Origin of the sequence: Paraburkholderia sp. J10-1 (genome assembly GCF_905220165.1) — a bacterium.
Taxonomy (GTDB): Bacteria; Pseudomonadota; Gammaproteobacteria; order Burkholderiales; family Burkholderiaceae; genus Paraburkholderia.
Genome location: NZ_CAJMYW010000003.1, coordinates 313723 through 337424, shown reverse-complemented (window position 1 = coordinate 337424; position 23702 = coordinate 313723). Strand labels below are relative to the sequence as shown.

Annotated in this window: 19 protein-coding genes; 16 read left to right on the top strand and 3 right to left on the bottom strand. The window is 63.8% G+C overall.

Going from position 1 to position 23702, the window contains the following annotated elements:
* Nucleotides 1-16 precede the first annotated feature (16 nt).
* Nucleotides 17-841, bottom strand: coding sequence for an NAD(P)-dependent oxidoreductase (locus U5A65_RS14165; RefSeq protein ID WP_321935662.1), 825 nt, complete (start codon nucleotides 839-841; stop codon nucleotides 17-19).
* A gap of 69 nt (nucleotides 842-910) precedes the next feature.
* Nucleotides 911-2167: an MFS transporter gene (locus U5A65_RS14160; protein ID WP_321910877.1), complete on the bottom strand. Its 1257-nt coding sequence runs from the start codon at nucleotides 2165-2167 to the stop codon at nucleotides 911-913.
* A gap of 555 nt (nucleotides 2168-2722) precedes the next feature.
* On the opposite strand from U5A65_RS14160, the gene U5A65_RS14155 reads away from it, so the two are divergent.
* The 5 genes from U5A65_RS14155 to U5A65_RS14135 all read left to right on the top strand — a co-directional run bounded on the left by U5A65_RS14155 (nucleotide 2723) and on the right by U5A65_RS14135 (nucleotide 7397).
* On the top strand, nucleotides 2723-3457 hold the full coding sequence (locus U5A65_RS14155) for a ribonuclease activity regulator RraA (RefSeq protein ID WP_158759609.1): 735 nt from the start codon (nucleotides 2723-2725) through the stop codon (nucleotides 3455-3457).
* On the top strand, nucleotides 3454-4416 hold the full coding sequence (locus U5A65_RS14150) for an SMP-30/gluconolactonase/LRE family protein (RefSeq protein ID WP_415764848.1): 963 nt from the start codon (nucleotides 3454-3456) through the stop codon (nucleotides 4414-4416). The genes U5A65_RS14155 and U5A65_RS14150 overlap by 4 nt, the downstream gene beginning before the upstream one ends.
* A 37-nt stretch (nucleotides 4417-4453) precedes the next feature.
* Nucleotides 4454-5368 carry an aldose epimerase gene (locus U5A65_RS14145; RefSeq protein ID WP_321946627.1) on the top strand — a complete coding sequence of 305 codons (915 nt, stop codon included), beginning with the start codon at nucleotides 4454-4456 and terminating at the stop codon, nucleotides 5366-5368.
* A gap of 181 nt (nucleotides 5369-5549) precedes the next feature.
* Nucleotides 5550-6239 carry a FadR/GntR family transcriptional regulator gene (locus tag U5A65_RS14140; protein WP_254340484.1) on the top strand — a complete coding sequence of 230 codons (690 nt, stop codon included), beginning with the start codon at nucleotides 5550-5552 and terminating at the stop codon, nucleotides 6237-6239.
* A gap of 108 nt (nucleotides 6240-6347) precedes the next feature.
* Nucleotides 6348-7397, top strand: a complete 1050-nt coding sequence (locus U5A65_RS14135) for an alpha/beta hydrolase (protein ID WP_321946626.1) — start codon at nucleotides 6348-6350, stop codon at nucleotides 7395-7397.
* A gap of 132 nt (nucleotides 7398-7529) precedes the next feature.
* On the opposite strand, the gene U5A65_RS14130 is transcribed toward U5A65_RS14135, so the two are convergent.
* On the bottom strand, nucleotides 7530-8093 hold the full coding sequence (locus U5A65_RS14130; RefSeq protein ID WP_321910752.1) for a phasin family protein: 564 nt from the start codon (nucleotides 8091-8093) through the stop codon (nucleotides 7530-7532).
* A gap of 600 nt (nucleotides 8094-8693) precedes the next feature.
* Between U5A65_RS14130 and U5A65_RS14125 the strand changes: the two genes are divergently transcribed.
* From U5A65_RS14125 to U5A65_RS14075, 11 genes are all read left to right on the top strand, one after another.
* Nucleotides 8694-9311: a cytochrome b gene (locus U5A65_RS14125; protein ID WP_321935658.1), complete on the top strand. Its 618-nt coding sequence runs from the start codon at nucleotides 8694-8696 to the stop codon at nucleotides 9309-9311.
* A gap of 21 nt (nucleotides 9312-9332) precedes the next feature.
* On the top strand, nucleotides 9333-10799 hold the full coding sequence (locus U5A65_RS14120; RefSeq protein ID WP_321946625.1) for a glycosyltransferase: 1467 nt from the start codon (nucleotides 9333-9335) through the stop codon (nucleotides 10797-10799).
* Nucleotides 10800-11059: 260 nt separating this feature from the next.
* On the top strand, nucleotides 11060-11230 hold the full coding sequence (locus U5A65_RS14115) for a hypothetical protein (protein ID WP_321910758.1): 171 nt from the start codon (nucleotides 11060-11062) through the stop codon (nucleotides 11228-11230).
* A 202-nt stretch (nucleotides 11231-11432) separates the two neighbouring features.
* Entirely contained in the window at nucleotides 11433-12839 is a 1407-nt protein-coding gene (locus U5A65_RS14110) for a circularly permuted type 2 ATP-grasp protein (RefSeq protein ID WP_321910760.1), read from the top strand.
* Nucleotides 12840-12879: 40 nt separating this feature from the next.
* Nucleotides 12880-13833: an alpha-E domain-containing protein gene (locus U5A65_RS14105; protein ID WP_321946624.1), complete on the top strand. Its 954-nt coding sequence runs from the start codon at nucleotides 12880-12882 to the stop codon at nucleotides 13831-13833.
* 52 nt (nucleotides 13834-13885) lie between these two features.
* On the top strand, nucleotides 13886-14686 hold the full coding sequence (locus tag U5A65_RS14100) for a transglutaminase family protein (RefSeq protein ID WP_321946623.1): 801 nt from the start codon (nucleotides 13886-13888) through the stop codon (nucleotides 14684-14686).
* Between the two features lie 53 nt (nucleotides 14687-14739).
* Entirely contained in the window at nucleotides 14740-15621 is an 882-nt protein-coding gene (locus U5A65_RS14095; protein ID WP_321910765.1) for a proteasome-type protease, read from the top strand.
* A 114-nt stretch (nucleotides 15622-15735) separates the two neighbouring features.
* Nucleotides 15736-17433 carry an acid phosphatase gene (locus U5A65_RS14090; protein WP_321946622.1) on the top strand — a complete coding sequence of 566 codons (1698 nt, stop codon included), beginning with the start codon at nucleotides 15736-15738 and terminating at the stop codon, nucleotides 17431-17433.
* An 846-nt stretch (nucleotides 17434-18279) separates the two neighbouring features.
* Entirely contained in the window at nucleotides 18280-21960 is a 3681-nt protein-coding gene (locus tag U5A65_RS14085; RefSeq protein ID WP_321946621.1) for a type VI secretion system Vgr family protein, read from the top strand.
* On the top strand, nucleotides 21944-23413 hold the full coding sequence (locus tag U5A65_RS14080; protein WP_321946620.1) for a hypothetical protein: 1470 nt from the start codon (nucleotides 21944-21946) through the stop codon (nucleotides 23411-23413). The genes U5A65_RS14085 and U5A65_RS14080 overlap by 17 nt, the downstream gene beginning before the upstream one ends.
* Nucleotides 23406-23696 (top strand): PAAR domain-containing protein, encoded by a 291-nt coding sequence (locus tag U5A65_RS14075; protein ID WP_321946619.1) that lies wholly within the window; start codon nucleotides 23406-23408, stop codon nucleotides 23694-23696. Before U5A65_RS14080 ends, U5A65_RS14075 begins: the two co-directional genes overlap by 8 nt.
* Nucleotides 23697-23702 lie beyond the last annotated feature (6 nt).

Below are 23702 nucleotides of genomic sequence, written 5' to 3'. Positions count from 1 at the left end.
CCGGAGAAGCGGCGTTTCACGAATGCTTGCCGCGCTTGTCCACCGGCGTGAAATCGAAGCTGGCGAAACTGCCGCCTTGATAGCGCTGCGCCGTGGCGTCGAGCGGATTCTTTTGCGCGAGAATTTCAGCGGCCCAGTCTTCCGAGTTCTGCTTCGGCTCATAGCCGAGGCGCTTCGCGTCGTCGTTCGCGCCTTCCTGAATCCAGTAGCTGCGCGTGTTGTTCGACACGCCCCACACCACGGCAAAGCCGATCTCATCCACGTTGATCACGCGATCGACGAGATGGAACAGGTCCTCGTGGCCAAACCACGTGCTCAATTGACGGAACTCCGTGGGCTTCGGCAGGCAGCTGCCAATGCGCACGTTCACGGTCTCGATGCCGTGCTTGTCCCAGTACAGGCGCGCGAGCGATTCGCCCCATGCCTTGGAAAGACCGTAGAAGCCGTCCGGGCGGAACGCGCAGTCGAGCGTGAGCTTTTCTTCCACGGGGTACATGCCGATCGCGTGATTCGAGCTCGCGAACAAAATGCGTTTCGTGCCGTGGCGGCGCATGCCTTCGTAGACTTCGACGAGGCCGCGCAGGTTGTTTTCGATGATCTCGGGCAGCGGGCGCTCGACGCTCGTGCCGGCCATGTGGATCAGCACGTCCACGCCGTCGAGCAGGCGGTCGACCACGGCGGGGTCGCGCAGGTCGCCATGCATCACGTCTTCGCCCGCGACGAGCGGTTCAAGCGGCTTCGAGCCGGCCGCGCAACGCAGGTTCACGCCGCGTTCGAGCAGGCCCTTGCGCAACACGGTGCCGAGCTGGCCGGCTGCGCCGGTCAATGCAACTTTCTTCACTGTGATTGTCCTCACGTAGAAATGCCGAAAGCCGGCACCCTCGCAGGCGCCGGCCGGTGAACAGGGCGATCAGGCCTTCACTTTATGCGAGGACTGAAGCGCCGGGTTGGCCGCGTTGTCGTTCTGCTCGTTCGAGATCAGTCGCCATGCCACGCAGGCGCCGATGATGTCGAACAGCATGAGGCACACGAACAACGGGTTATAACCGATGGTACTGGCCACGATGCCGACGATGAGCGAGAACACCGTCGCGCCGAGGTAGCCGAACATGCCCGAGAGACCCGTGGCGGTGGCGACTTCGTGCTGGCCGAACACGTCCGAAGCCAGCGTGAACAGCGCGCCCGAAATGGTCTGGTGTGCGAACGTGCCGACGCAGAAGAGGGCGATGGCAGCGTACGGGCTCGCAACGAGGCCCACGCAGGCCGGTCCGATCATCAGCAGCGCGCCGGTCGTGATGACGAGCTTGCGCGAGGTGATGAGCGAGCAGCCGAACCAGCGGATGAACAGCGGTGCGAGGTAACCGCCCACCAGGCAGCCGAGGTCGGCGGCGAGGAACGGGATCCACGCGAACAGCGCGATTTCCTTCAGGTTCATGTGGCGCACAGTGACCATGTACAGCGGAATCCACGCGCCGAAGGTCTGCCATGCCGGTTCCGCGAGCATGCGCGGAATGCCGATGCCCCAGAAGCGGCGCGTCTTGAGCACTTCCTTGAACGAGGCGCGGCGGCCTTTGGTCGACTTCTGCGCTTCGGTCTGGCCTTCGCGGATGTAGTCGGCTTCTTCCTGCGAGAGCCGCGGGTGTTCGGCGGGCATCTTGAAGAACACGAGCCACAGCGCCACCCAGATGAGCGCGACGCCGCCGGTCAGCACGAACGCGAACTGCCAGTTGAACTTGAGAATGCACCACACGACGAGCGGCGGAGCGAGCATCGCGCCAATCGAGGTGCCGGTATTGAGCCAGCCGGTCGCGACCGAGCGCTCCTTGGCCGGGAACCATGCGCTGATGGACTTCATGCCGGCCGGGAAGATCGCGGCTTCGGTCATGCCGAGCATGCCGCGGAAAACTGCGAGTGCGGGCCAGCTGCCGGCGAGGCCGTGCAGCATGTTGGCAATGGCCCAGCCGAACGCGAAGATCGCGAAGCCGATCTTGACGCCCACGGAGTCGAGCACGAAACCGGCGACCGGCTGCGCGAGGGCATAGCAGGCCTGGAAAGCCGTGACCACGTACGAGTACTGCTGCGTGGTCATGTGAAGCGTTTCAGTCAGCGTGGGGGCGGCCACCGCGAGCGAGCTGCGCGCGAGGTAGTTGAAGATGGTGCCGATCATGATGAGGCCGATGATCCACCACCGCACCCCCTTGATTGTCTTGCGTTGCACTGCTCGTCTCCTGCTGTTGGCGGGCTCTGGCGTGAAGCTGTGCCGGAAGGTGAGCCCGAATGGCTGTGTTTCTGTGCGTGGCGTCCGTTGGTAGCCTGGTAGCCGCGTTGCTGGTCTCCCGCTGGCCGGGATGAAGGGCGGTGCCGGTGCGCATCGGGCCCTTCATGTAAGACATCATTCTATTTGGAGCAAAGTTGTAAAGCAAATATTGATGTGCTGGGGGTTTCCCTAGTGTGAAGTCGGGGTCGGACGCCCGCGGAGGCTTCTGGGCGCGGGTTTCTTGACCTGGATCGTGTTGTCTCCTGTCGCGCGCGCCGAATTTTACGATGTATTTCGCGCCTGTCCGAAGGCTGGTCGTCATACATCCTCGTGCGGGCCGCAGTGCAACGGCGGGTTGACAATTTCCGTGTTGTATTACAACAATGCGACCCATCCGCTCGACAGTTTTTTCGAGCCGCCGCCCGCGCCACGCGCCCCACGACACACGACAACGGACGAGACACGATGAATTCCCCCGCCATCCCCGTGAGCGACGCCGCGCTCGAACAACTGCGCCACGTTTCCAACGCCACGCTCACCACGCAGCTCTTCAAGCGCGGCCTGCGCAATGTCTTCCTGCAGGGCGTGAAGCCGCTCGCCGCACCGGCGCCCGGCGCGCCGAACCTGGTCGGCCCGGCCTTCACGATGCGCAACATCCCGGCGCGCGAGGACCTCGATCAGTTGAGCGCGTTCCAGAACCCCGAGCATCCGCAGCGCAAGGGCGTCGAGACCGTGCCCGCGGGCGCGGTGCTCGTGCAGGACTGCCGCGGCGTGACCGACGCCGCCTCGATGGGCTCGATCCTCGCCACGCGCATGAAGGTGCGCGGCGTGGCCGGCATGGTCTCGGACGGCCCGGTGCGCGACAGCGCGACCATCGCGGCGCTCGGCATTCCGGTGTTCTGCGCGGGCGCCTCGGCGCCGCTCAATCTGTGCAAGCACCACACGGTCGATCTGAACGTGCCGATCGGCTGCGGCGGCGTGGCCGTGTTTCCGGGCGACATCATCGTCGGCGACGCGGACGGCGTGGTCGTGATTCCGCGCCATCTCGCCGAGGAAGTCGCGCGCGACGCCACGGAGCAGGAAACGCTCGAACGCTTCATTACCGAGCGCATCGAGGCGGGCGCGGCGCTGCCGGGCACCTATCCGCCGAACGAGGCCACGCTTGCCGCCTACGAAGCCTGGAAGAAGGAGCAGCGTTGAGCACGCAGCAGGAAGTGACGGCAGACGCTGTGTCGACACCGCCAGTGCGTGCGCTTGAAGCGCAGGATGCGCGCCGCTCGTCGGTGGGCGAGTGCCCCGTGTGGCGCGCCAAGGAAGGCGCGCTTTACTGGGTCGATATTCCCGCGCAAACACTGGTGCGCTATGCGCTCGATACGGCGCGCCGCACGGAGTGGGCGCTGCCGGAGCGCATTGGCTGCTTTGCGTTTGCGCGCGATGGCGGCGTGCTCGCGGCGCTGGAGACGGGACTTTTCGCGGTGACGCTGCACGAACCGGCCACGAACGCGCGGGCAGGCGAGGTGAGCGCGCGGCCGCTCGCGAGCGTGGCGCACGAGGCCGCGCGCATGCGTTTCAACGACGGCCGCTGCGACCGCCAGGGCCGGTTCTGGTCCGGCACGATGGTGCAGGACGCGGCGGAGCCGAACCCGGCGGGCAAGCTCTATCGCTACACGGCGCAAGACGGCTTGTCGGCGCCGGTGGTCGAAGGCCTGTGCACGCAGAACGGCCTCGCATGGTCGCCGGACGGCCGCACGATGTATCTCTCCGATTCGCATGCGTCGAGCCGCCTGATCTGGGCGTTCGACTACGACATCGACGACGGCGTGCCCACCAATCGCCGCGTGTTCGCCGACCTGCACGACTACACGGGGCGCCCGGACGGCGCGGCCGTGGACGCCGACGGCTGCTACTGGATCTGCGCGAACGACGCGGGCCGGTTGCTGCGCTTCACGCCCGAAGGGCGGCTCGAGCGCAGCGTGGCCGTGCCGGTTGCGAAGCCTTCGATGTGCGCGTTTGGCGGTGCGAATCTCGACGTGCTTTACGTCACGACGATCTGCCCGCCGCAAACCGGCGAGCAGGATGGCCTCGTGTTCGCCATCGACGCCGGTGTGCGCGGTTTGCCCGAACCGGACTTCGCGGGCTCGTTGCGCGCGGCTGCCTGACCCTTGCCCCAGACTTTTGCTGATTAAGCGACACGATATGCCGCAATTTCAGAACCAGGACGTCGTCGAACTCGAGCGCGGCGCTTCGCGGCTGCTGCTCGCGCCGCAGGCCGGCGGGCGTCTGCTTTCGTGGACGATCGGCGGCGCGCCCATCATCCATTGGCCCGACGCGCCGGACTGGAGCAAACCGGGGCTGATCCGCGGCGGCAATCCGCTACTGTTTCCGTTTATCGCGCGGCAGTGGGTGGATGGTCAGGTGGGCCGGTGGCGCGACGCGCAGGGCGTCGTGCGGGAGATTCCGCTGCACGGCTTCGCACGTGATCTGCCGTTCGTGGCGCAGATCGAGCCGCAAGGCGACGCCGTGCGCATGACGCTTGGCGACAGCGCGGCGACGCGCGTGATGTACCCGTTCGGTTTTCGCTTCGAGGCCGCCTACCGCCTTGCCGACGAAACGACGCTCGACGTGGAACTGACCACGACGAACACGGGCGACGCCCGCATGCCGTACTACGCGGGCCATCACTTCTATTTCGCGCTGCCGCACGCGCAGCGCGGTGACACGACGATCACGCTGCCGCACAACGTGCATCGGCGTCAATTGCCGGACGGCACGACGACCGCAGCCGCGCCGGGCGCGACGCAATACCGCTTCGACGACGCGCAGATCATCGACCGCTTTCACTGTCTCGACGGCGAGCCGGAGGTGCCGGTGCGTATCGAAATGCCGTCGCAGCAGCGCGCGATCGAAATCGATCTGCGGCGGCCCGGATCGGCGTCGTGGTATGCGGTGACGACCTGGACGCTCGCGCCCGATTCGGACTTCTACTGCGTCGAGCCGTGGCTCGGCCTGCCCGACGCGATGCATACCGGGCTCGGCCTGCGCTGGCTGGAGCCGGGACAGACACAGAAAGCGGAGTTGCGCATCCGTGTGAGCGCGCTGCGGCAGGGCTAAGCAGTGCAAAAGCGGGACCGGCCGTAAATTGGCCACAAAGTGGTAAAGCGGGCCGCAACGGGCCCGAGCGGGCTGAAACAGCCGCAAAACGGGGCTTGCCGGGGGCGCAAGAGCGCTATCGGCCCGCCATATGACTTACAATTGACGACACTCCTGACAACCCAAAGTGCACCGTCCGATCATGTCTGAGCAGAAAGCGCCGAATATGCCGGCGCGGATTTACAGCGACATCCTCAATCGCATCATCGAAGGCGAGTACAAGGAAGGGGAGCGCCTGCCGACCGAGCACATGCTCGCGGAGCGCTTCGCGACCTCGCGCCCCACGGTGCGCGAGGCGCTCGCCCAGCTGCGCGCGGACGGTATCATCGCCACGCGCCACGGTTCGGGCACGACGGTCATGCGGCGCCCCGATCCGGACGTGCGCCGCTTCGCGCCGCTCGAAACGCTGTCGGATATTCGCCGCTGCTACGAATACCGCGTGGTGGTCGAAGCCGGGGCGGCCTCGCTCGCCGCGCAAAAGGCGGAAGACGAAGACATCGCCGCGATCCAGCGCGAGTGGGACAACCTGCAGACCATCATCGAGACCTCGGGCATTGGCGCGAAGGACGACTTCGCGTTCCATATGGCCGTCGCGCGCGCCTCGAAGAACCAGTTCTTCATCACGGCGCTCTCGGGCATCCAGGAACAGATGGTGTTCAGCATGAACCTGTCGCGCAACCTCTCGCTCGTGAAGTCGATCGAGCGGCAGCGCCTCGTGCAGCAGGAACACCTCGAAGTGCTCGAAGCCATTCAGGCGCGCGACGCCGAGCGCGCAGCGACCGCCATGCGCGCGCATCTCGAGCGCGCCGTGAACCGGATGTTCGGCTCCTGAGCTTTTTGCCGGCTTGTCAGGGCGGCGCGCGTGCCGCCCGTACGCGCTCGCGTGCTTCTCCTCTCGCGCGCAGCTTCCCTTGGGCTGAACTTCGCGGCGAGTGCCTTCATGCGTTCAAACGTTGTGTGGCGACTGGCAGTGGCGCTCGCGGCGAGCGCGTTCGCCGTTGCATCAGCACTCGCGCAGGCGCGTCCCGTGCGCCCCGTCAGCGTGATCGCCGACGCGCGCATGCCCGTCGATACCCCGCAAGGCCACGCGCAATTTCCGCTGTATGTGAGCGCCGACTGGAACACGCCGCAGCCCGCCGTGCAGCGCGCGGTGATCATCGTCCATGGGCGGCTGCGTAACGCCGATACCTACTTTCGCACCGCACAGCATGCGCGCGAGCGAGCGGGCGTCGATCCCGCTAGCACGCTGCTCGTTGCGCCGCAGTTTCTCGCCACCGACGATGTGAGCGCGCACCACGCGCCCAGCGATCTCCTGAGCTGGCGCGGCAACGCGTGGATGGCCGGGTCGAACGCCAGGAGCGGAGCGCCGGTGAGTTCATACGCCGTGCTCGACGACATTGCGCGGCATCTCGCCGACCGGCGTCTCTTTCCCAATCTGAAAACGATCGTGTTCGCGGGGCATTCGGGCGGCGCCCAGGTGTTGCAGCGCTACGCGATCGCCTCTCGCGCGGACGCGCTTGCCGCCAGGGGGATCGACGTGCGTTTCGTGGTGGCGAGTCCGTCGTCGTACGCGTATTTCGATGCGCAGCGGCCCGACGCGAACGGCGCGCCAGCGGCATTCGACGCCTCGCGCTGCGCGGCCTTCGACCACTGGAAATACGGTATGGAGAACCGGCCCGCGTTCATCGCCGACCGCACGCCCGCGCAGCTCGAAGCGGACTACGTGAAGCGGCGCATCGTTTATCTCGTGGGCGGCAATGACGACGACCCAGCCTCGGTCTCACTCGACAAGCGTTGCGCCGCGCAGGCGCAGGGCGCGCAACGCGTGGCGCGCGCGCAGGGGTTCTATCGCTACCTGCAATCCCGTCACACGGACGGCTTGAACCAGACGTTTCACGTCGTCCCTGGCGTGGGGCACGACGGCGCGCGCATGCTCACATCGAGTTGCGCACTCGCGACGATGTTCGATACGGCAGGCTGCGCGCCTTGACGGCTCACGCGGCGTCGCGCGGAGCCGAATAAACAAACGGGCGTGAACCTCGCATTGCACGAGGTTCACGCCCGTTTTCAGTCCAGCCGGCGGTAGGTGTTGCCGCCGCCAGCGGAAAGCGAAGCGTAACGCTTAAGCAGCTTGCTTGGTGGCGCGTGCCGACGCTTGGGCGACGGCCTTCGTGGCGGCCTTGCCGGCGGCGTCGAAGTTGCTTTCCGCGAATTCCACAGCCTGCTTCGCAGCCTTGTTCACCGACGAGTACGCGTTGTTGGCGGCGCTCAGTGCCGACTTGATCGCGGCGACAGCGGCTTCCGAGCCGGCCGGCGCATTCTTCGCGGCGTTGTCCACGAGCGTTTCGAGCGCGCGCTGCTGCGTTTCGTACTGCGACTGGGCGGCGGTAGCGAATTCGGCTTGCGCGGCCGAGACGATGCCGTAGACGCTGCGGCCGTAGGCGAGCGCCTTTTCAGCGGCGGGCTGGGCAAAGCCGGCTTGCACGGCGAAGAAGCCTTGCGGGTCCTTGGCCGAAAGCGCGCGCTGGGCGTGTTCCTGACCTTCGGCGAACGCCGAGCGGGCCGTTTCGATGTTGAGTTCGGCGAGCTTGATCGCGCCTTCGAATGCCTTGCTCGTCAGGCCGAAGAGGGCCTCGAGACCGGCTTTCTGGTTGGCGGCGAATTGTTCGGGGGTCGGCAGGTTCATGTCTCTTTCCTTTAGATGGACGCTACGCGTCGGTTTCGGTTACGAAAATGCGAAAACTTTCGGTTCGATCACCGGTTCGCGCAGAGAAGGTTTTGTGCGATGCAGCAATCGACTTCATGGTAACCCATCCATAAATCGTGTCAAGAAGTTTTTGTGCGTCGCAACAATTATGTAAACGCCTGATTTTGGGTGGAAATTTCCAACAGGGTGGCTCGCAACGTCTGCAACGACAAGCAGCGCGCCTGAATGGTGTGGGCAGGCCTGTGCGCGAGCGCGTGTTTGGCAGCTGGAAGACGATCGACACCGAAGTGGGGGCGGCCAGATCGAAGCTCGGGCTGCGAACGAACCGGAGCCGTCTTCACGACCGATCCGGCTTCTCCTGTGCGCCACGTCATTTCACCGGCGCTACATGACGGGCGACCACCGCCAAACTGGCAGAACCGCCATCTAGCGGATTCTGCAGCGTCAGGTACGAGGGGGCATAATGCGCGGGTCGCTGTGTGGGCAGCATTGCGCAACCCCGCCGGCGTGCCACGCGCGGCCGGAATAAATCTGCCGCGCCGTGCGTTATCCGTACTGATCCGCAACGGCCAAGCCCACGTGAAAACCTCCCTTTCCGCCGAATCCCCGTTTGTCGATGCCGCCACCCGCGCGCAGAAGTACACGCGCGTTGCCGTGCTATTGCACTGGTTGATCGCGCTACTGATTCTCACGAACGTCGCGCTGGGCCTGAGCGCCGCGCTGCTGCCCGACGGCGCGTTATCGGATACAGCCATCCGCTTCGTGATCGACACGCACAAGTCGATCGGCATTACCGTGCTCGGGCTGGCGATCCTGCGCGTGCTGTGGCGTTTCACCCATCGCCCGCCGCCGCTGCCCGCCGAGTTTCCAGGCTGGGAGCGCGCGTCGGCCCACGCCGCGCACGTCGCGCTCTACGTGCTGATCTTCGCGATGCCGCTCTCGGGGTGGCTGCACGACTCCGCCTGGGTCGCCGCCGCCTCGCATCCCATGTATCTGTTCGGCCTCGTGCAATGGCCGCGCATCGGCTTCATCATGAATCTCGATGCGGCCACGAAGGAACAGTTGCACAGCCAGTTCGGCGCGCTGCACACGGCGTGCAGCTACGCGCTTTATGGCGTGCTCGCGCTGCATATTGCGGGCGCGCTCAAGCATCAATGGATCGATCGTCATTCGGTGCTGCGCCGGATGATGCCGTGAGCAACACGAGAAGGGTACGACTTGAAAAACACGCTTGAAGAGGCGCTCGCCCGCACGTCGCCGCGCCTCGTGCCGCCTCGCACGCCGCTCGCGAGCATTGCGATTCATCTGGGCGTCATGGCGCTCTGGTTCGTGCTGTTCGCGCGCGCGTTCTTCCTGCAAGGCGTGGTGGCGTGGTCCACCGGCATTGCCTATGTCGTCTATGACACGGTGCTGCTGCTGTTCGTCGCCTGGAAAGCGCGCGTGCTGCTTGCGCCTGCGGCCACGCCGGCCGCCGCGGGCGAGGCGAAGCTGCCGACGCTCGGCGTGATCGTTGCCGCGCACAACGAAGCGGCCGTGCTGCCGATCACGCTCGACGCGCTGTTCGCGCAAACCCGCGCCCCGCAGCAGATCGTGATTGCCGACGACGGCTCGAGCGACGGCACGGCTGCCTTGCTCGCGCAGCGCTATGGACTGGCCGATCCAGGCGTTGGACAGATGAGCGCGCCTTCGCCCCAGTATCCGAACCTGCGCTGGCTGAAGCTCGCGCACGGCGGCAAGGCGCGCGCGCTCAACGCGGCGTTGCTTGCAATCGCAACGGAAACGGTCATGACCGTGGACGCCGACACGCTGCTCGAACCCGACGCCTGCGCGGCGATGGCGAGCGCATTTGGCCGCGAGCCGGCGCTGGTCGCAGCGGCGGGCCTGCTCACGCCGGTTTGCGACCATACGCTCAGCGGGCGCTTTTTCCAGTGGTTCCAGACCTACGAGTACATCCGCAATTTCATCTCGCGCTTCGCGTGGATGCGCGCCGATAGCTTGTTGCTGATCTCGGGCGCGTTTGCCGGCTTTCGCCGCGATGCCGTGATGGCCGTGGGCGGCTTCGATGCGGATTGTCTCGTGGAGGACTACGAACTGATTCACCGCTTGCGCCGTTACTCGGCGCGCAAGGGCCTGGGCTGGGACGTGCGTGTGCTCGGCACGGCCCGCGCGCGCACCGACGCGCCCGGCACGCTCACGACCTTCCTGCGTCAGCGCCGCCGCTGGTTCGCGGGCTTCCTGCAGACGCAGTACTGGTATCGCGACATGACCGGCAATCGCCTGTATGGCAAGCTCGGTCTCATGATGCTGCCCGTGAAGGCGTTCGACACCGTACAGCCCATCTATGGACTGACCGCGTTCGCGCTGTTGATCGGCTTCTTGTTCGACGGCCGCTTTACGATCGTGCTGCCGGTGCTCGGCGTGATCGTCGGCAAGATCGCGATCGACCTCGCGTTTCACATGTACTCGGTCCATCTTTACCGGCGCTGGAGCGGCGACCGCACTCACTCGAGCTTCGGCATGGCGTTCCTTGCCGCCATCTTCGAGCCGTTCTCGTTCCAGTTGATGCGCCACAGCGGCGCGGCGCTCGGCTGGCTGCATTTCCTGCTCGGGCGGCGCAAGTGGGGCGTGCAAAACCGCACGGGCCTCGCGGCTGCGCGCAACCGCGAGAGCGCGGCGTCGCAATGATCTGATTTCCGCGGCGTTCGGATTGCTGCTACGCAAGTTCCCACGTTAGCCGGCCGCGCCAGGCGCGCGGCGGCGTTCCACCACATACTGCTGTTCCCCAAAGCCGAAGCACAGAACCGTGGCGCCATCGAGGCCGCTCGCAAGGTCGGCGACCCGGCATCGACGTCGTGCGCACGCAAGCGTACGGGCGCGCTGGGCCATCGGCCACAGGGGCGATCGCGGCGGACAAGGGGCTGCCCACATTCGTGCATGCGCCGAGCATGAGCACGAACACGATCGCGCCAAACGCTTGCCATGCAGCGATTTTCGTAGGACGCTCGTTCACGCAGGTCGCTTCGGTCATGGGGGACCAGGGCGCGTTCGGTTGCCCGTCGTTCCTGCATATACCGTGCCGCGTAAGCGCGCTGCACCAGCGTGAAGCGCAAATGTGACACAGCATTGACATGCCCTGTTTCGATACTGCCGATCATGCCCGAGTTGCACCAATCGAGCGCATGAAACAAGGCCCGATCGCGATGGCATACGCCTTGCTTTTTAGCCTGTACCGCAGCGCGCAATGCCTCTCGCGTCAATCATGAGACGAAACGTGGCAGCGCCGCTGACGCAGTTGCACTCACGCGCGAGAACGAACCGATGCAAGTCCATGACGAAATGCGCGACGAGGGCGCGGTGCGCCCGCACTACGAACGCTTCCAGCAATGGCTGGAGAGGCAGACTGGCGAGACGATGGCGCGCAAGCGCGCCGAGGCGGACCTGTTGTTCAGGCGGGTCGGTATTACGTTCGCGGTGAATGGCGACCTCTCCGGCACCGAGCGTCTGATTCCTTTCGACCTCATTCCACGCATCATTCCTGCAGACGAATGGGCGCTGCTCGAGCGCGGATTGCGCCAGCGCGTGCAGGCGCTGAACCTGTTCCTGCACGATGTCTATCACGAGCGCGATATCGTGCGCGCCGGCGTGATTCCGGCCGAGCAGGTCTACACCAATGCGCAGTACCGGCCGGAGATGCAGGGCATCGACTTGCCGCTCGGCGTGTATGCGCATATCGCGGGCATCGACATCGTGCGCGATGGACGCGACGGTGCGTTCTACGTGCTCGAAGACAATTTGCGCGTGCCCTCCGGCGTCTCGTACATGCTCGAAAACCGCAAGATGATGATGCGGCTTTTTCCCGAGTTGTTCGTCCAGCACAAGGTGGCGCCCGTCGCGCACTATCCCGATCTGCTGCTCGATACGCTGCGCTCGGTGGCGCCCGAAGGCGTGGACGATCCGACCGTGGTGCTGCTCACGCCCGGCATGTACAACTCCGCGTATTTCGAGCATACGTTCCTCGCGCAGCAAATGGGCGTCGAGCTGGTGGAGGGCAAGGATCTCTTCGTAGAGGATAACTACGTATTCATGCGCACGACGCAGGGACCACGCCGCGTGGACGTGATCTATCGGCGCGTGGACGACGATTTTCTCGATCCGCTGGCGTTTCGTCCCGACTCCGCGCTCGGCGTACCGGGGCTGCTCACGGCGTATCGCGCGGGCCGCGTCGTCCTCGCGAATGCCATGGGCACGGGCGTGGCCGACGACAAATCGATCTACCCGTATGTGCCCGACATGATCGAGTTCTATCTCGGCGAAAAGCCGATCCTGAAGAACGTGCCGACGTGGCAATGCCGCCGGCCTGACGATCTCGCATGGACGCTCGAACATCTGCCGGACCTCGTCGTGAAGGAGGTGCACGGTGCAGGCGGCTACGGCATGCTCGTCGGGCCCGCTTCCACGCGCGACGAGATCGAGGCGTTTCGCGCGCGGTTGCTCGCGCGGCCAGGCAACTACATCGCGCAACCCACGCTGTCGCTTTCCGCTTGCCCGACTTTCGTCGAGGCGGGCATCGCCCCACGTCACATCGATCTGCGGCCCTTCGTGCTCTCCGGCAAGACGATCCAGATGGCGGCCGGCGGCCTCACGCGCGTGGCGCTCAAGGAAGGTTCGCTCGTCGTCAACTCGTCGCAGGGCGGCGGGACCAAGGACACCTGGGTGCTCGAATGATTTCCATTGCCATGATGCACGTACAAGAAGAGGTTCGATCATGCTGAGCCGCACCGCCGATCATCTGTTCTGGATGGCCCGCTACATGGAGCGCGCGGAGAATACCGCGCGCATGCTGGACATCAACCTGAAGGCGCTCCTGCTGCCTGGCAGCGCGGACGCGGAGGCGCGCACGCATCGCGCGATGCTGCGCATCTCGGAGCTCGAGCCCGCCTTCGACGCCCGCCACGAGGAAACGACCAGCGGCAATGTGCTCAAGTTTCTCGTTGCGGACCCAACGAATCCGTCGAGCATTTACTCGTGCCTGCAGGCGACCCGCGAGAACGCGCGCGCGGTGCGCGGCACGCTCACGACGGAATGGTGGGAAACGATCAACGACACGTGGCTGCAGTTCGTCGAACTGTTGCGCGGGAGCGAACTGGAGTCCCGTCCCGATGCGCTGTTCGAGTGGGTGAAGTTCCGCTCGCATCTTTCGCGCGGCGTGCGCCTCGGCACGGCGTTGCAGGACGACGCGCTGTTCTTCACGCAGCTCGGCACGTTCCTCGAACGCGCGGACAACACGGCGCGCATTCTCGATGTGCGTTTCGTCGACGTGGAGAACGCCGACTCGCGCTCGGCCGCGCGTCAGCTCGAAGACTTCTATTACTGGACTTCGATTCTCAGCTCGGTTTCGGCGCTCGAAATCTATCGCAAGGTGTACCGCGACGTGGTGACGCCCGCGCGCGTGGTCGAGCTGCTCATACTCAACCAGCAAATGCCGCGCTCGCTGCTGGCGTCGCTGGACGGTGTCTGCACGAATCTCGCGATGCTGCGCACGGATAGCTCGCGCGAAGTCGAGCGCACCGCGGGCAAGTTGCGCGCCGAGCTGCTTTACGCGGACCTGCGGCAGATTTTCTCGATGGGCGTGCATACGTTTCTCACGCAGTTTCTCGCGCGCGTGTACGAGCTGGGCAACCAGGTTGCGCGCACCTATTTGATGTTGCCGGTTGGTTAGCGCGATTGCGCGCTCATCGATATCCAGAACGTCTCGATGGAGGATTCACCTCATGCAGCTCGCAATCCGGCACGACACGGTGTACCGCTACGAAGCGCCCGTGCACTATTCGATCCAGCAGTTGCGGCTTTCGCCGCTTACCACGCCCACGCAGATCGTCAAGCAGTGGCATGTCGAGGCGCCGGGTAAGGTCGACGCGGGCCGCGACGCCTATGGCAATGCACTGATGACGCTCGTGCTCACGCGACCCCATCGGGAGATTCGCCTGAGCGTGCGCGGCGAAGTCGAGACGGTGGCGCTGCCCGATGGCCGCTTGCCCGAAGGCGAGGGCACGGTGCCGATGCACCATTTCACGTCGCCCACGCGTCTTACCGAGGCCGACGCGGCCCTCACGGAATTCGCGTTCAGCCTGCCGCCGCTGGACGACACAGCGGCGATTCTCCACGCGGCTGCGCGCATTACGGAGCGCGTGCGCTACGAAGCGGGTGTCACGGATGTGACGCACAGTGCGACGGACGCGCTGGCGCTAGGGCGTGGCGTGTGCCAGGATCATGCCCATGTGATGCTCGCGGTCTGCCGCGCGCGCGGCGTGCCGGCGCGTTATGTGAGCGGCTATATCGACCCAGGCGACGTGCCCGAGATGGCGAGCCACGCGTGGGTAGACGTGTGGCTAGACAATGGTTGGGTGACGGTGGACGTCACGCACGCGTGTTTCGCCAGCGAAAAATATTGCCGGATCGCGGTGGGGCGCGACTACGACGCGGCCGCGCCGGTTCGCGGCCGTCGCGTTGGCGGTGCGGGGGAAACGCTCGATGTCAGCGTGCAAGTGAGCGCGCAGCAGTCGCAGCAGTAGTTTTCCCGCTATAACAAATACAGCGGCGAAGACAGGGACGGGCAAGGAGGCGCATGACGTACTGTGTGGCAATGGCGGTGGAAGAGGGGCTCGTGTTTCTTTCGGATACGCGCACGAATGCGGGTGTCGATCACATCAGCACGTCGCGCAAGATGGCCGTGTTCGAAGAACCCGGCGAGCGCGTGCTGGTGTTGCTCGTCGCGGGCAATCTGGCCATTACTCAGGCTACGCTCCAGGTGTTGACCGAGCCACAGGAAGCGGGGCGCGCCACGCTCTGGAACGCGCCAACCATGGTCGAGGCGGCGCGCGTGGTGGGCGAAGCCGTGCGCGAAGTGCACCGGCGCGACGCGGAGGCGCTCAAGACGTTCAACGTCGACTTCAACTGCAGTTTCATCCTCGGCGGCCAGATCGGCGGCCATGCCATGCGGCTGTTCCAGATCTACGCGGCCGGCAATTTCATCGAGACGTCGAGCGTCAATCCGTATTTCCAGATCGGCGAGTCGAAGTACGGCAAGCCGATCATCGACCGCGTGCTGACGCCGTACACGCCGCTCGACGAGGCTGCAAAGTGTGCGCTCATCTCCATGGACTCGACGCTGCGCTCGAACCTTTCGGTCGGCCTGCCGCTCGACCTGCTCGTGTACGAGCGCGACGCGCTGCGTGTCACGCGATATGCGTCGATCGACCAGTCGAATGCGTATTTCCAGATGATTCATTCGACCTGGGGCGAGCGGCTGCGCCAGGTGTTCGGCGAGATTCCCGATCCGCTGTGGACCGACGAAGGCAACGTGCCGCGCCACGAGCGCACGACGCTGCCGAGCGCGCCGCGCCCCGCGCATGACGGGCACGTGAACGAACCGCGGCCCGCGCAAACGCTCGCGCAAGCCCAGCCGCAAGGTGCTTCGACCACGCCGCGCATGCCGCGCGACGGTTAAAAGGACGGCTTCCGTTCCCTTTTGCCGCGCTCACTGCCGAACCGGTATCCTCCTGCGTAATATTCGCGGTATGCCGCGCGTCATGCGCGTCCCCTCGACCATGGAGGCAGGCTGATGAAGCAGAACGACGACCCAAAGAACGGGCGCCCCGAAGAACCTTCCATTCCCGCTGGTCCGGACGACCCCGCGCGCCGCCGTGTGCTCGGCGGGCTGGCGGCGGTTGGCGTGGGCCTCGCGCTCGGCGGCTGCGAGACGCCGGTGCAGAGCGCGGCGAGCGCGCCGCGCAGCGCCGCCGACGCGCGTGTCGATGCGGCGCTGCGCGACCAGGTGCGCCAGATCGTGGTGATCTACGCGGAGAATCGCAGCTTCGTCAATCTGTACGGCAACTATCCCGGCGTGCAAACGCCGCTGGCGGGCGTGAGCGCCGAGCGCTACGCGCAGCTCGATCGCGACGGCAAGACACCGCTGCCGCAACTGCCGAAGATCTGGGGCGGCCTCGTGCCCCAGGCGCAGGAGCTGGACGGCAAGCGCTACATGATTGCGGAGCATCAGATCACGGGCCTCTCGAACGGTCCGTTTCTGATCGTGGATACGCACGGCAATCCGTTGCCGAACGGCATCATCACGCGCGATCTGGTTCATCGCTTCTATCAGAACCAGATGCAGATCAACGCGGGGCGCAACAACCAGTTCGCCGCGTGGGGCGATTCGGGCGGCCTTGTCATGGGCTACTACGAGAATTCCGCGCAGACGCTGCGACTCTGGAATATCGCGCAGCAATACACGCTCTGCGATAACTTCTTCATGGCCGCGTTTGGCGGCTCGTGGCTCAACCACATCTTCCTGATCTCGGCGCAGGTGCCGCAATATGCCGATATCCAGACGAGCGCCGCCAAGCATCTCGCCTCGGTCGTGGAGGGCGACGATCCCACCGGCACGCGCCTGAAGGTCGCGGCGAACTCGCCGGCGTCGGCGCTCGACGGCCCGCCGAAGTTCGTGAACGATGGTCTCTTCACGCCCGACGGCTACGCCGTCAATACGATGGCGCCGCCCTATCAGCCGAGCAACGTGCGCTCGGCGGAAGGCGGCAACCCCGCGCTCGCCGACCCGTCCAATCCGCGCGTGTTGCGCCCGCAGACCTACGCGACGATCGGCGACAGGCTCTCGGCGAAGGGCGTCGACTGGGCCTGGTACAGCGGGGCCTGGCAGTACGCGCTGGATCATCAGGACACGGGCGCGGTGCCCGACTTCCAGTATCACCATCAGCCGTTCAACTACTTCGCCAACTTCGCGCCCGGCACGGCCGCGCGCTCGCGCCACCTGCGCGATGCAGGCGTGGGCGACGATCCGTCGACCAACCGCCTGATTGCGGACATCGACGCAGGGCGGCTGCCTGCCGTCACGTTCTACAAGCCGCAGGGCAACCTGAACATGCACGCGGGCTATGCGGACGTCGAATCGGGCGACCGCCACATCACGGCCGTGATCGAGCACATTCAGCGCGGGCCGCAATGGGCGAACACGATGATCGTGGTGACGCACGACGAGAACGGCGGCTGGTGGGATCCGGTCGCGCCGCCCGTGGGCGACCGCTGGGGCCCGGGCTCGCGCATTCCGGCGCTCGTGATCGCGCCGTTCGCGAAGAAGGGCTATGTCGATCACACGTTCTACGACACGGTCTCGGTCCTGCGCTTCATCAGCCGCGTGCATGGGCTCGCGCCGCTCGACGGCGTGGCCGCGCGCGATCAGGCGTTCGTCTCGCGAGAGCAGACGCCGCCAGGCGATCTTACGGCGGCGCTCGATCTGGCCTGAGTGCTGCGCGCATCGATGGGGAAGGGGCGGTGGCTGCCGCGAAACGTTTGCGCCGCCGCCCCCGGTTGCCCATCGGAAACGCAAATTGATGCAAGCGCGACACAAGCGACGAACTTTCCATCCGATCAATGAGTTGGCGCGCTCTCCAGGCGGTTATCAACAGGTTTGTCACCAAAAACTGTGGACAACTTTGCTGCGCAAAAAACATGCATTTTCTGTGTCGTTTGCGAGCTTTCCGTTTCTAATCAGTGGGTTGGTGCGGATGTCCAGAAGTTGCCCACAGGGCTGTCAACGAAATCTGTGGACAACGCCCCGGCGTGTTTTTCGGGGATGTGCCGTCGGTGCTGCAATCGGCAACTTTGCGCGCAAACTGAGTTGAGTCAAGCACTTGGCGGAGTCGTCCCAAGGTTACGCACAAGGCTGTCAACGGAAGTTGTGGAGAAGTTTGGGCCGCGGCGTGTGGGTCCAGCAAACGTCTGCTTTGTTCAGATTCAGTTTGGCAAGCGAGCTCGCGCGTCTACATCATCTAGCCGAACGGCATCTCGTCTTCTTCGAACGCATGGCCTGCGGGTGGAATAGGTCGAACCCACCACGACCGATCCAGCGCGACGCAGGGCGCTGGAATGCCTTCTTGAACTCGTTCGTTTCTCTGCCGACACCTTCCTGGAATCCTCGCCGGACTTGATCGCCGCCGCATAGGCGGGCGCGTATGCCACGTGGGTATTGTGGCGCGCGCTTGATGCCGCGCCAGGCGCTGTGCTGCGCAAGCGGATAGCGTGGGGAGATTTGTCCATTTGCGCGCGCTGCGCACTCTCAAGTTAGCAGTCCATATCAAGGAAACGTCCTATGGCGGAATCAGACAATATCGGAAAGCTCATCACGGGCAGGCAGTCGGCCTGCATGGAAGTCGTCAGGCGGTACAGGAACTACCGCGCACCGGAGGGCGAGCGCAAGCCGATGCCTGTGGTGTCGGTGGTCGAGTGGGAAGTGCGTGAAGAGGTCTGCCAGCCGTACCGGATCAAGGCGCTGGTATCGACTTCGGGGCCGGTGTCACGCAAGGACATGCTCGGCCAGTGGGCGCGCTTTGCCGTCCAGCCCGAGCCGGATAGCGTACTGCGCGAGTTCACCGGCTTCATCGCGCGCTTTCATTCAGTGTCGCGCTCGCCGGACGGTTGCACCTACCGCATCGTGATCCGTCAGCGTCTCGCGCTGCTCGATGGACCGAGCAACTGTGCGACATACCAGAACAGGTCGTCCGCCGACATCATCGAGGAGGTCATCAGGCGCAGCGATCTGCATCCGAGACTACAGGTTGAGCGGCGGCTGCGTCGAGAGCATCCGAAGCATGCGTTCCGTTTCCAGTACAACATGGGCGACTGGAGCTACTGCCGTCTGGAGATGGAGCAGGCGGGGCTGTTCTGCTTCACCGAGAACGGCAAGCACGGCGAGGTGCTGGTCATTGCCGATGACATCGACGGCTATACGCGTCCCGCCATCGAACTGAAGGAACGGCACGGCGGGGGGCTGATCTCGTTTGAGGAATCGGTCTACTCGCTCAAGGTCAGGACGCGGGCGGTGCCGGACTCGTTCATCGTGGCCGACTACAACCCGGAGAAGGCCGTCGCCCTGTACCGCGAAGAAGGCCGTGCGCGGGATGAGTTCAGCGCCGAAGACGACGAAACGATGGTGGGCACGCCCTACGTGTGGGGCACGCACCATGAGGATGCGCAGGGGGCGAAGCGCGAAGCCCTGTTGCGGCACGAAGCCGCACGCTCGCAGCAGGTCACCTGCAAGGCGAAATCAACGATGCCTGCGATCCGTCCCGGCTGCATCGTCAAGCCGGACGCGCTCGAAGACTATGCGAAGGAGGCCGGCTCGGAGATTGATGCGAAGGAAGGGGTATTCGTATTCAAGGTGGTGCATCGCGGCGCGCGCAACCAGAACTACCGCAACACCTTCCATGCGATTCCGGCGAACCGTCCGTACCGGCTGCCCATTGACGAGTCGAAGTGGCCGCGTGTGCATACGCTCGGGTTCACGGTCACGTCACCGGACAGATACACGTATCCCTATCTCGACGCGGAAGGGCGCATCATCGTGCGCTTTCACTGTGACTTCGGCAACTGGCCCAAGGGTGGGGAGAGCGTGCCGCTACGCATGGCGAAGCCCTTCGCGAGCAAGGACCGTTCGGGCCTGAACATGCCGCCCGTGGATGGTGACCACGGGATAGCGGGCTTCTACGAGGGTAACCCTAACAAACCCTTCGCACTCGCGTTTTTGCCGAATTCGGTCAACCCGGACCACATCAACAGTTCGCGCCGTCGCATGTCGCGCGGCGAGATTGCCTCGCGCTCGGGCAACAAGCTGCGGTTTGACGATTGGGAGAACCAGCGCGGCGTCGAGCTGAGAACCGAGGAAGAAGGCCGTTCGCAGTTGAGTATGGGTTATATACCGGATCGCGAGCTGGCCGAGCGCGGGCGCGGTGTGGAGCTGCGCACGGCCTCCCATCTCGTGAACCGGGGCGGCAAGGGCGTGATGGTCACGGCCTACGACCAGGGCGGCGGTCAGGGCAAGGTGCTCGCCATGGACGAGACGGACGCCCAACTGAAGGATCACCAGGCACTCAGCAAGTCACTTGCTGATTCCGCCGAGGCGTCGAAAGCAACGCCCGCTGATCTGACTGCACAGCAGGGCATCAATGACGGCCTGCACGCGCTGAAGAAACCGGGTGTGCTGGTCACGGGACCGGGGCCGGTGGGCATCGCCTCGGGCGATGGCGTACACGTGGCCGCCGATAGCTCGCTCATCGCGACCACGAAGAAGGGTATGCATTTCAGCACGCTCAAGCGCTTCACGGTGGCGGCGGGCGGGATGCTCTCGCACTTCTCGCAGAAGGGCATGAACCTCATCACGGCAGCGGGCGACTTCGTGGCGCAGGCCCAGCGCGGCCGCATGCAGCTCGCCTCGCAGGGCGACATGACGGTGGAGACGGTGGACGGTGTGGTGCACGTGAAGTCGCAGAAGGAGATCGTGCTGAACGCGGGCGGCACCTACATGAAGCTCTCGCCGGGTGGGATCGAGTTCGGCTCGCGGGGCGGCGCAGTGTTCAAGACCACGGGCCTGAAGAAGATCGGCCCCGTGCAGATGGACCTGGGCGGGGCGGCCTTTGCGCCCAAGCTCGTGCCGTTTACTACCGGCTGTGAGGTGTGGCGGACCAACCCGAACTTCATCAAGGAGATCACCCCAGCGCCTGCACCGGCCCCGGTGCAGTGGCAGGGGCTGGTGAATACCGGAGCGGTGCCGCCTGCGCCGTCGCTCGATGCCGGGTCGATGGCATCGGCGGGTGGTGGTGCGTTGCAGGACGCGCAGCCGCTGGGACAGCCGCTTCCGGGGGTAACGGGTTCCGCTGGCGGGCCGGTCGGTAACGGCGGTCTGGTGATTAACGATCCAGAGAACGAGAAGGACTACTGCATCTCACCCGACCCGATCCAGTTGCAGCCTGCGGTGCCATGCAACTGGCAGCTTTCGGATTTTGTGGCGACGGCAACGATGCAACGGGAGACACCAACCTATCAGAAATACGGCTGGGGAAGGTCCGACCGGCTCGTAAAGGATGGCAGGCCGGAAATGTGCTCCGGTACAGCCCCAACTACATGCCAGTTCACTTATGACTCCAGCACGAAGACACTCACGGCAAAGGTGGTGACGGCGTTGGTTCCACGTCTGCTGGTGAAAATGAACCCCGCAACGAGGGAGCCATTGCGCGACGAGCACAACAACTATGTGGTTGTGCAGTACGAGACTTTTGGCAACGGAGCTAACTCTGGCAAGTCATTTGCCGAACAGGGGTTGATGTTGGTTGAGCGTGACCCGGCTGAGGTCGATGCATCGACGTATAAAAGCATGATCGAAAAGACGCTGAACCAGGGGAACTACAAGCTGATTCTCGATGGTTGCAGCAAAGGTGCGGCTTGTGGTTGCCGCGTCGCCGTCAAATTCAGCGCAGATGTGCATGTGGTCAGGAAGGCAGATGCCCCGGCACTCAATCCAAACATCACAATCAATCTCTATCCAACTACCGAGCGGGCTGACGCAGAAAATTGGCCCGAGTCTGAATATACTTGGTCCGCCGGTAGGTCTAGAGAAACCGTCACACAAACTAAAGCGCACGAGACGGGCCACCTGTTTAATTTCCCGGATGAATATTGGGAGCAAGGTGGATTCGTGCATTCGATGTATATCAAGAATGGTAGGGACATCGACTTCGCTCTCGCTGACGCAAACAAGACGGCGAATAAGGTTTGGGTGATTGAAACGAAAGACAACCTTATGGGCGGCGGATGTGCCAAGCCGACAGCCACCACTTCACCTTACTACCTCGAATATATTCGTAGGTGGTTTTCCGCACATACCAACAAGTTGTGGCGCGTTGGCTATAACGCTCCCGCCGTGTCTAACAAGAAAGCCGAAGGAACGGACAGCGGTTCGACTACGAAGACCGGGGATGCTCATGCCAAGAAAAAATAGTAGCCAGAAGTTTTTGAAAATTTCGCGAGTAGTTTTTTTGTGCCTGATGACGATATGGATCGGAGGTGGTTACGCGATGGAAAGTGATTCGAACAATGGTGCTTTGCAACCCGGTTCCTTTTCTCTTTCTTGGTCGGGTGGACTCGAATATGGTTCGAGAGAGATGAGTTTTGATGGTGTGGACAAATTCTATTTTGCCAAAGGCGACACCATCAACGACGACAAGCAAACAGGCGTGGGAACTTTCGTTTTGAGCCTGCAAAGGCGCGACCTGGAAGAACTGAAAGAGGTCGCGCAGACGTTGTGTGACAAGGATATCCAGACTGGCGGACCTGAAACGCATGACCCTGCTGCGACTTTCAGCGTTGTGTGCATGGATGACGGGAAGGCGATAAGCAGATCGGGTTCGCTGCGGCTGATTCCCGAGCAATACAGGCGCAAAGTGTTTGACGTTCCTATGAGGCTATCGGAACAGGCATGGATTGATGGCCGAAAACTCATCAAGCTCGACTTCAGGACGGAGAAGGTCGAGCAAAAAAATGGAACCTATATTGTATCCGTTCGATTCATTAATTCCGGTGATCGTTGGATAAAGTTCAAGACGCCGGATCAGTGGTCTGGAAATACAGTTGGAGGGGATTTGGGTGTTGCTCCGTTTAGCAAATTTGGAAAAATTGACCCCCGTGATGATTGGGGATTTGCCCTGGCTGGAAAGAAGCTAATCAATCAAGATGATTTCCATGATGGGGTTGTGTTCTTAAATCCGGGGGATAGTAAGACACTTATATTCAGCGTCATTCCTGACAATAAGATCGCTAAGGGAGTATATGATTTTTCCGGCGCTGCTTTTATGAAAATTGAATACGAGGGAAATGGTTGGGGGTTGTCTACGAAGGTGGATTTTCGACCGATTAGAAACCGTATCACCTTCGACCGCGACTACCCCTCGACCCCGCAGGAACGCGAGCAGTGGGAAAAAACCCACCGCGAGAACATGTCCCAACGGCCGGTCAAGCCAGGCGCAACGTTCGCGGAGGACGGTCTGTATCGCGCCGTGCGCACCAGCGGCAACTATCGCGGCCTGCTGCTGAAGCCGTACAAGGCAGGGGACGTGGCGACCACCGAGCCCGTCACGATGCCGATGGATTCGAAATATGCGGCAGGGGACAACATTAGCGGCCCGGTGCAGTGGGTGTGGGAGGCGAGCGCGCCGACGCCTGTCAAGCAGTGGTCGTTCGATCTCATCGATGGCACGCAGCAGTTCTGTGAACCCGGCGCGGCCTGTCCACGCAGTGGGCGGTGGGTGCCACGCGTAGCGGTTGGCGACTCGATCCGCTCAGAGCAAACCCACTACCAGCTCGCGAAAATGGTGACGCTTCGCCGGGGCGCAACGATGCCAGCCATCGAGGGCAGATACGGGGAATGGGAATGGGTGGGGGTGGCTCATGGCTGAACGAGCCAGCATCCTGCGCTTTGACCGCACCACGGCGCAGGGCACCGTGCTCGATGGCATCGAGGACACAGGCGTCGATGAGCGCGGCATGAGCTACCTCGGGGCGCGCGTGCAGTGCCCCGCCTGCGGGACCGTGGGGCACATCGAGGCCAACGGCGCGCGTAACCCCGAGGATGCCATCGGTGACAAATTGCCCGCACTGGAGAACGACTTCTGCCGCTGCGGCTGTAATCCCCCGCCAACGCTGATTGCTTCGCAGCATGACTGGACCTACGGAAGCTAGAAGGGC

Bases quoted from the DNA above. Each gene is read 5' to 3' on its own strand.
- U5A65_RS14080 (WP_321946620.1), top strand. From the start codon at position 21,944: ATGCCAAGAAAAAATAGTAGCCAGAAGTTTTTGAAAATTTCGCGAGTA.
- U5A65_RS14110 (WP_321910760.1), top strand. From the start codon at position 11,433: ATGCAAGTCCATGACGAAATGCGCGACGAGGGCGCGGTGCGCCCGCAC.
- U5A65_RS14130 (WP_321910752.1), bottom strand. From the start codon at position 8,093: ATGAACCTGCCGACCCCCGAACAATTCGCCGCCAACCAGAAAGCCGGT.
- U5A65_RS14115 (WP_321910758.1), top strand. From the start codon at position 11,060: ATGAGCACGAACACGATCGCGCCAAACGCTTGCCATGCAGCGATTTTC.
- U5A65_RS14145 (WP_321946627.1), top strand. From the start codon at position 4,454: ATGCCGCAATTTCAGAACCAGGACGTCGTCGAACTCGAGCGCGGCGCT.
- U5A65_RS14160 (WP_321910877.1), bottom strand. From the start codon at position 2,167: ATGATCGGCACCATCTTCAACTACCTCGCGCGCAGCTCGCTCGCGGTG.
- U5A65_RS14100 (WP_321946623.1), top strand. From the start codon at position 13,886: ATGCAGCTCGCAATCCGGCACGACACGGTGTACCGCTACGAAGCGCCC.
- U5A65_RS14140 (WP_254340484.1), top strand. From the start codon at position 5,550: ATGTCTGAGCAGAAAGCGCCGAATATGCCGGCGCGGATTTACAGCGAC.
- U5A65_RS14105 (WP_321946624.1), top strand. From the start codon at position 12,880: ATGCTGAGCCGCACCGCCGATCATCTGTTCTGGATGGCCCGCTACATG.
- U5A65_RS14090 (WP_321946622.1), top strand. From the start codon at position 15,736: ATGAAGCAGAACGACGACCCAAAGAACGGGCGCCCCGAAGAACCTTCC.
- U5A65_RS14135 (WP_321946626.1), top strand. From the start codon at position 6,348: ATGCGTTCAAACGTTGTGTGGCGACTGGCAGTGGCGCTCGCGGCGAGC.
- U5A65_RS14095 (WP_321910765.1), top strand. From the start codon at position 14,740: ATGACGTACTGTGTGGCAATGGCGGTGGAAGAGGGGCTCGTGTTTCTT.
- U5A65_RS14085 (WP_321946621.1), top strand. From the start codon at position 18,280: ATGGCGGAATCAGACAATATCGGAAAGCTCATCACGGGCAGGCAGTCG.
- U5A65_RS14155 (WP_158759609.1), top strand. From the start codon at position 2,723: ATGAATTCCCCCGCCATCCCCGTGAGCGACGCCGCGCTCGAACAACTG.
- U5A65_RS14075 (WP_321946619.1), top strand. From the start codon at position 23,406: ATGGCTGAACGAGCCAGCATCCTGCGCTTTGACCGCACCACGGCGCAG.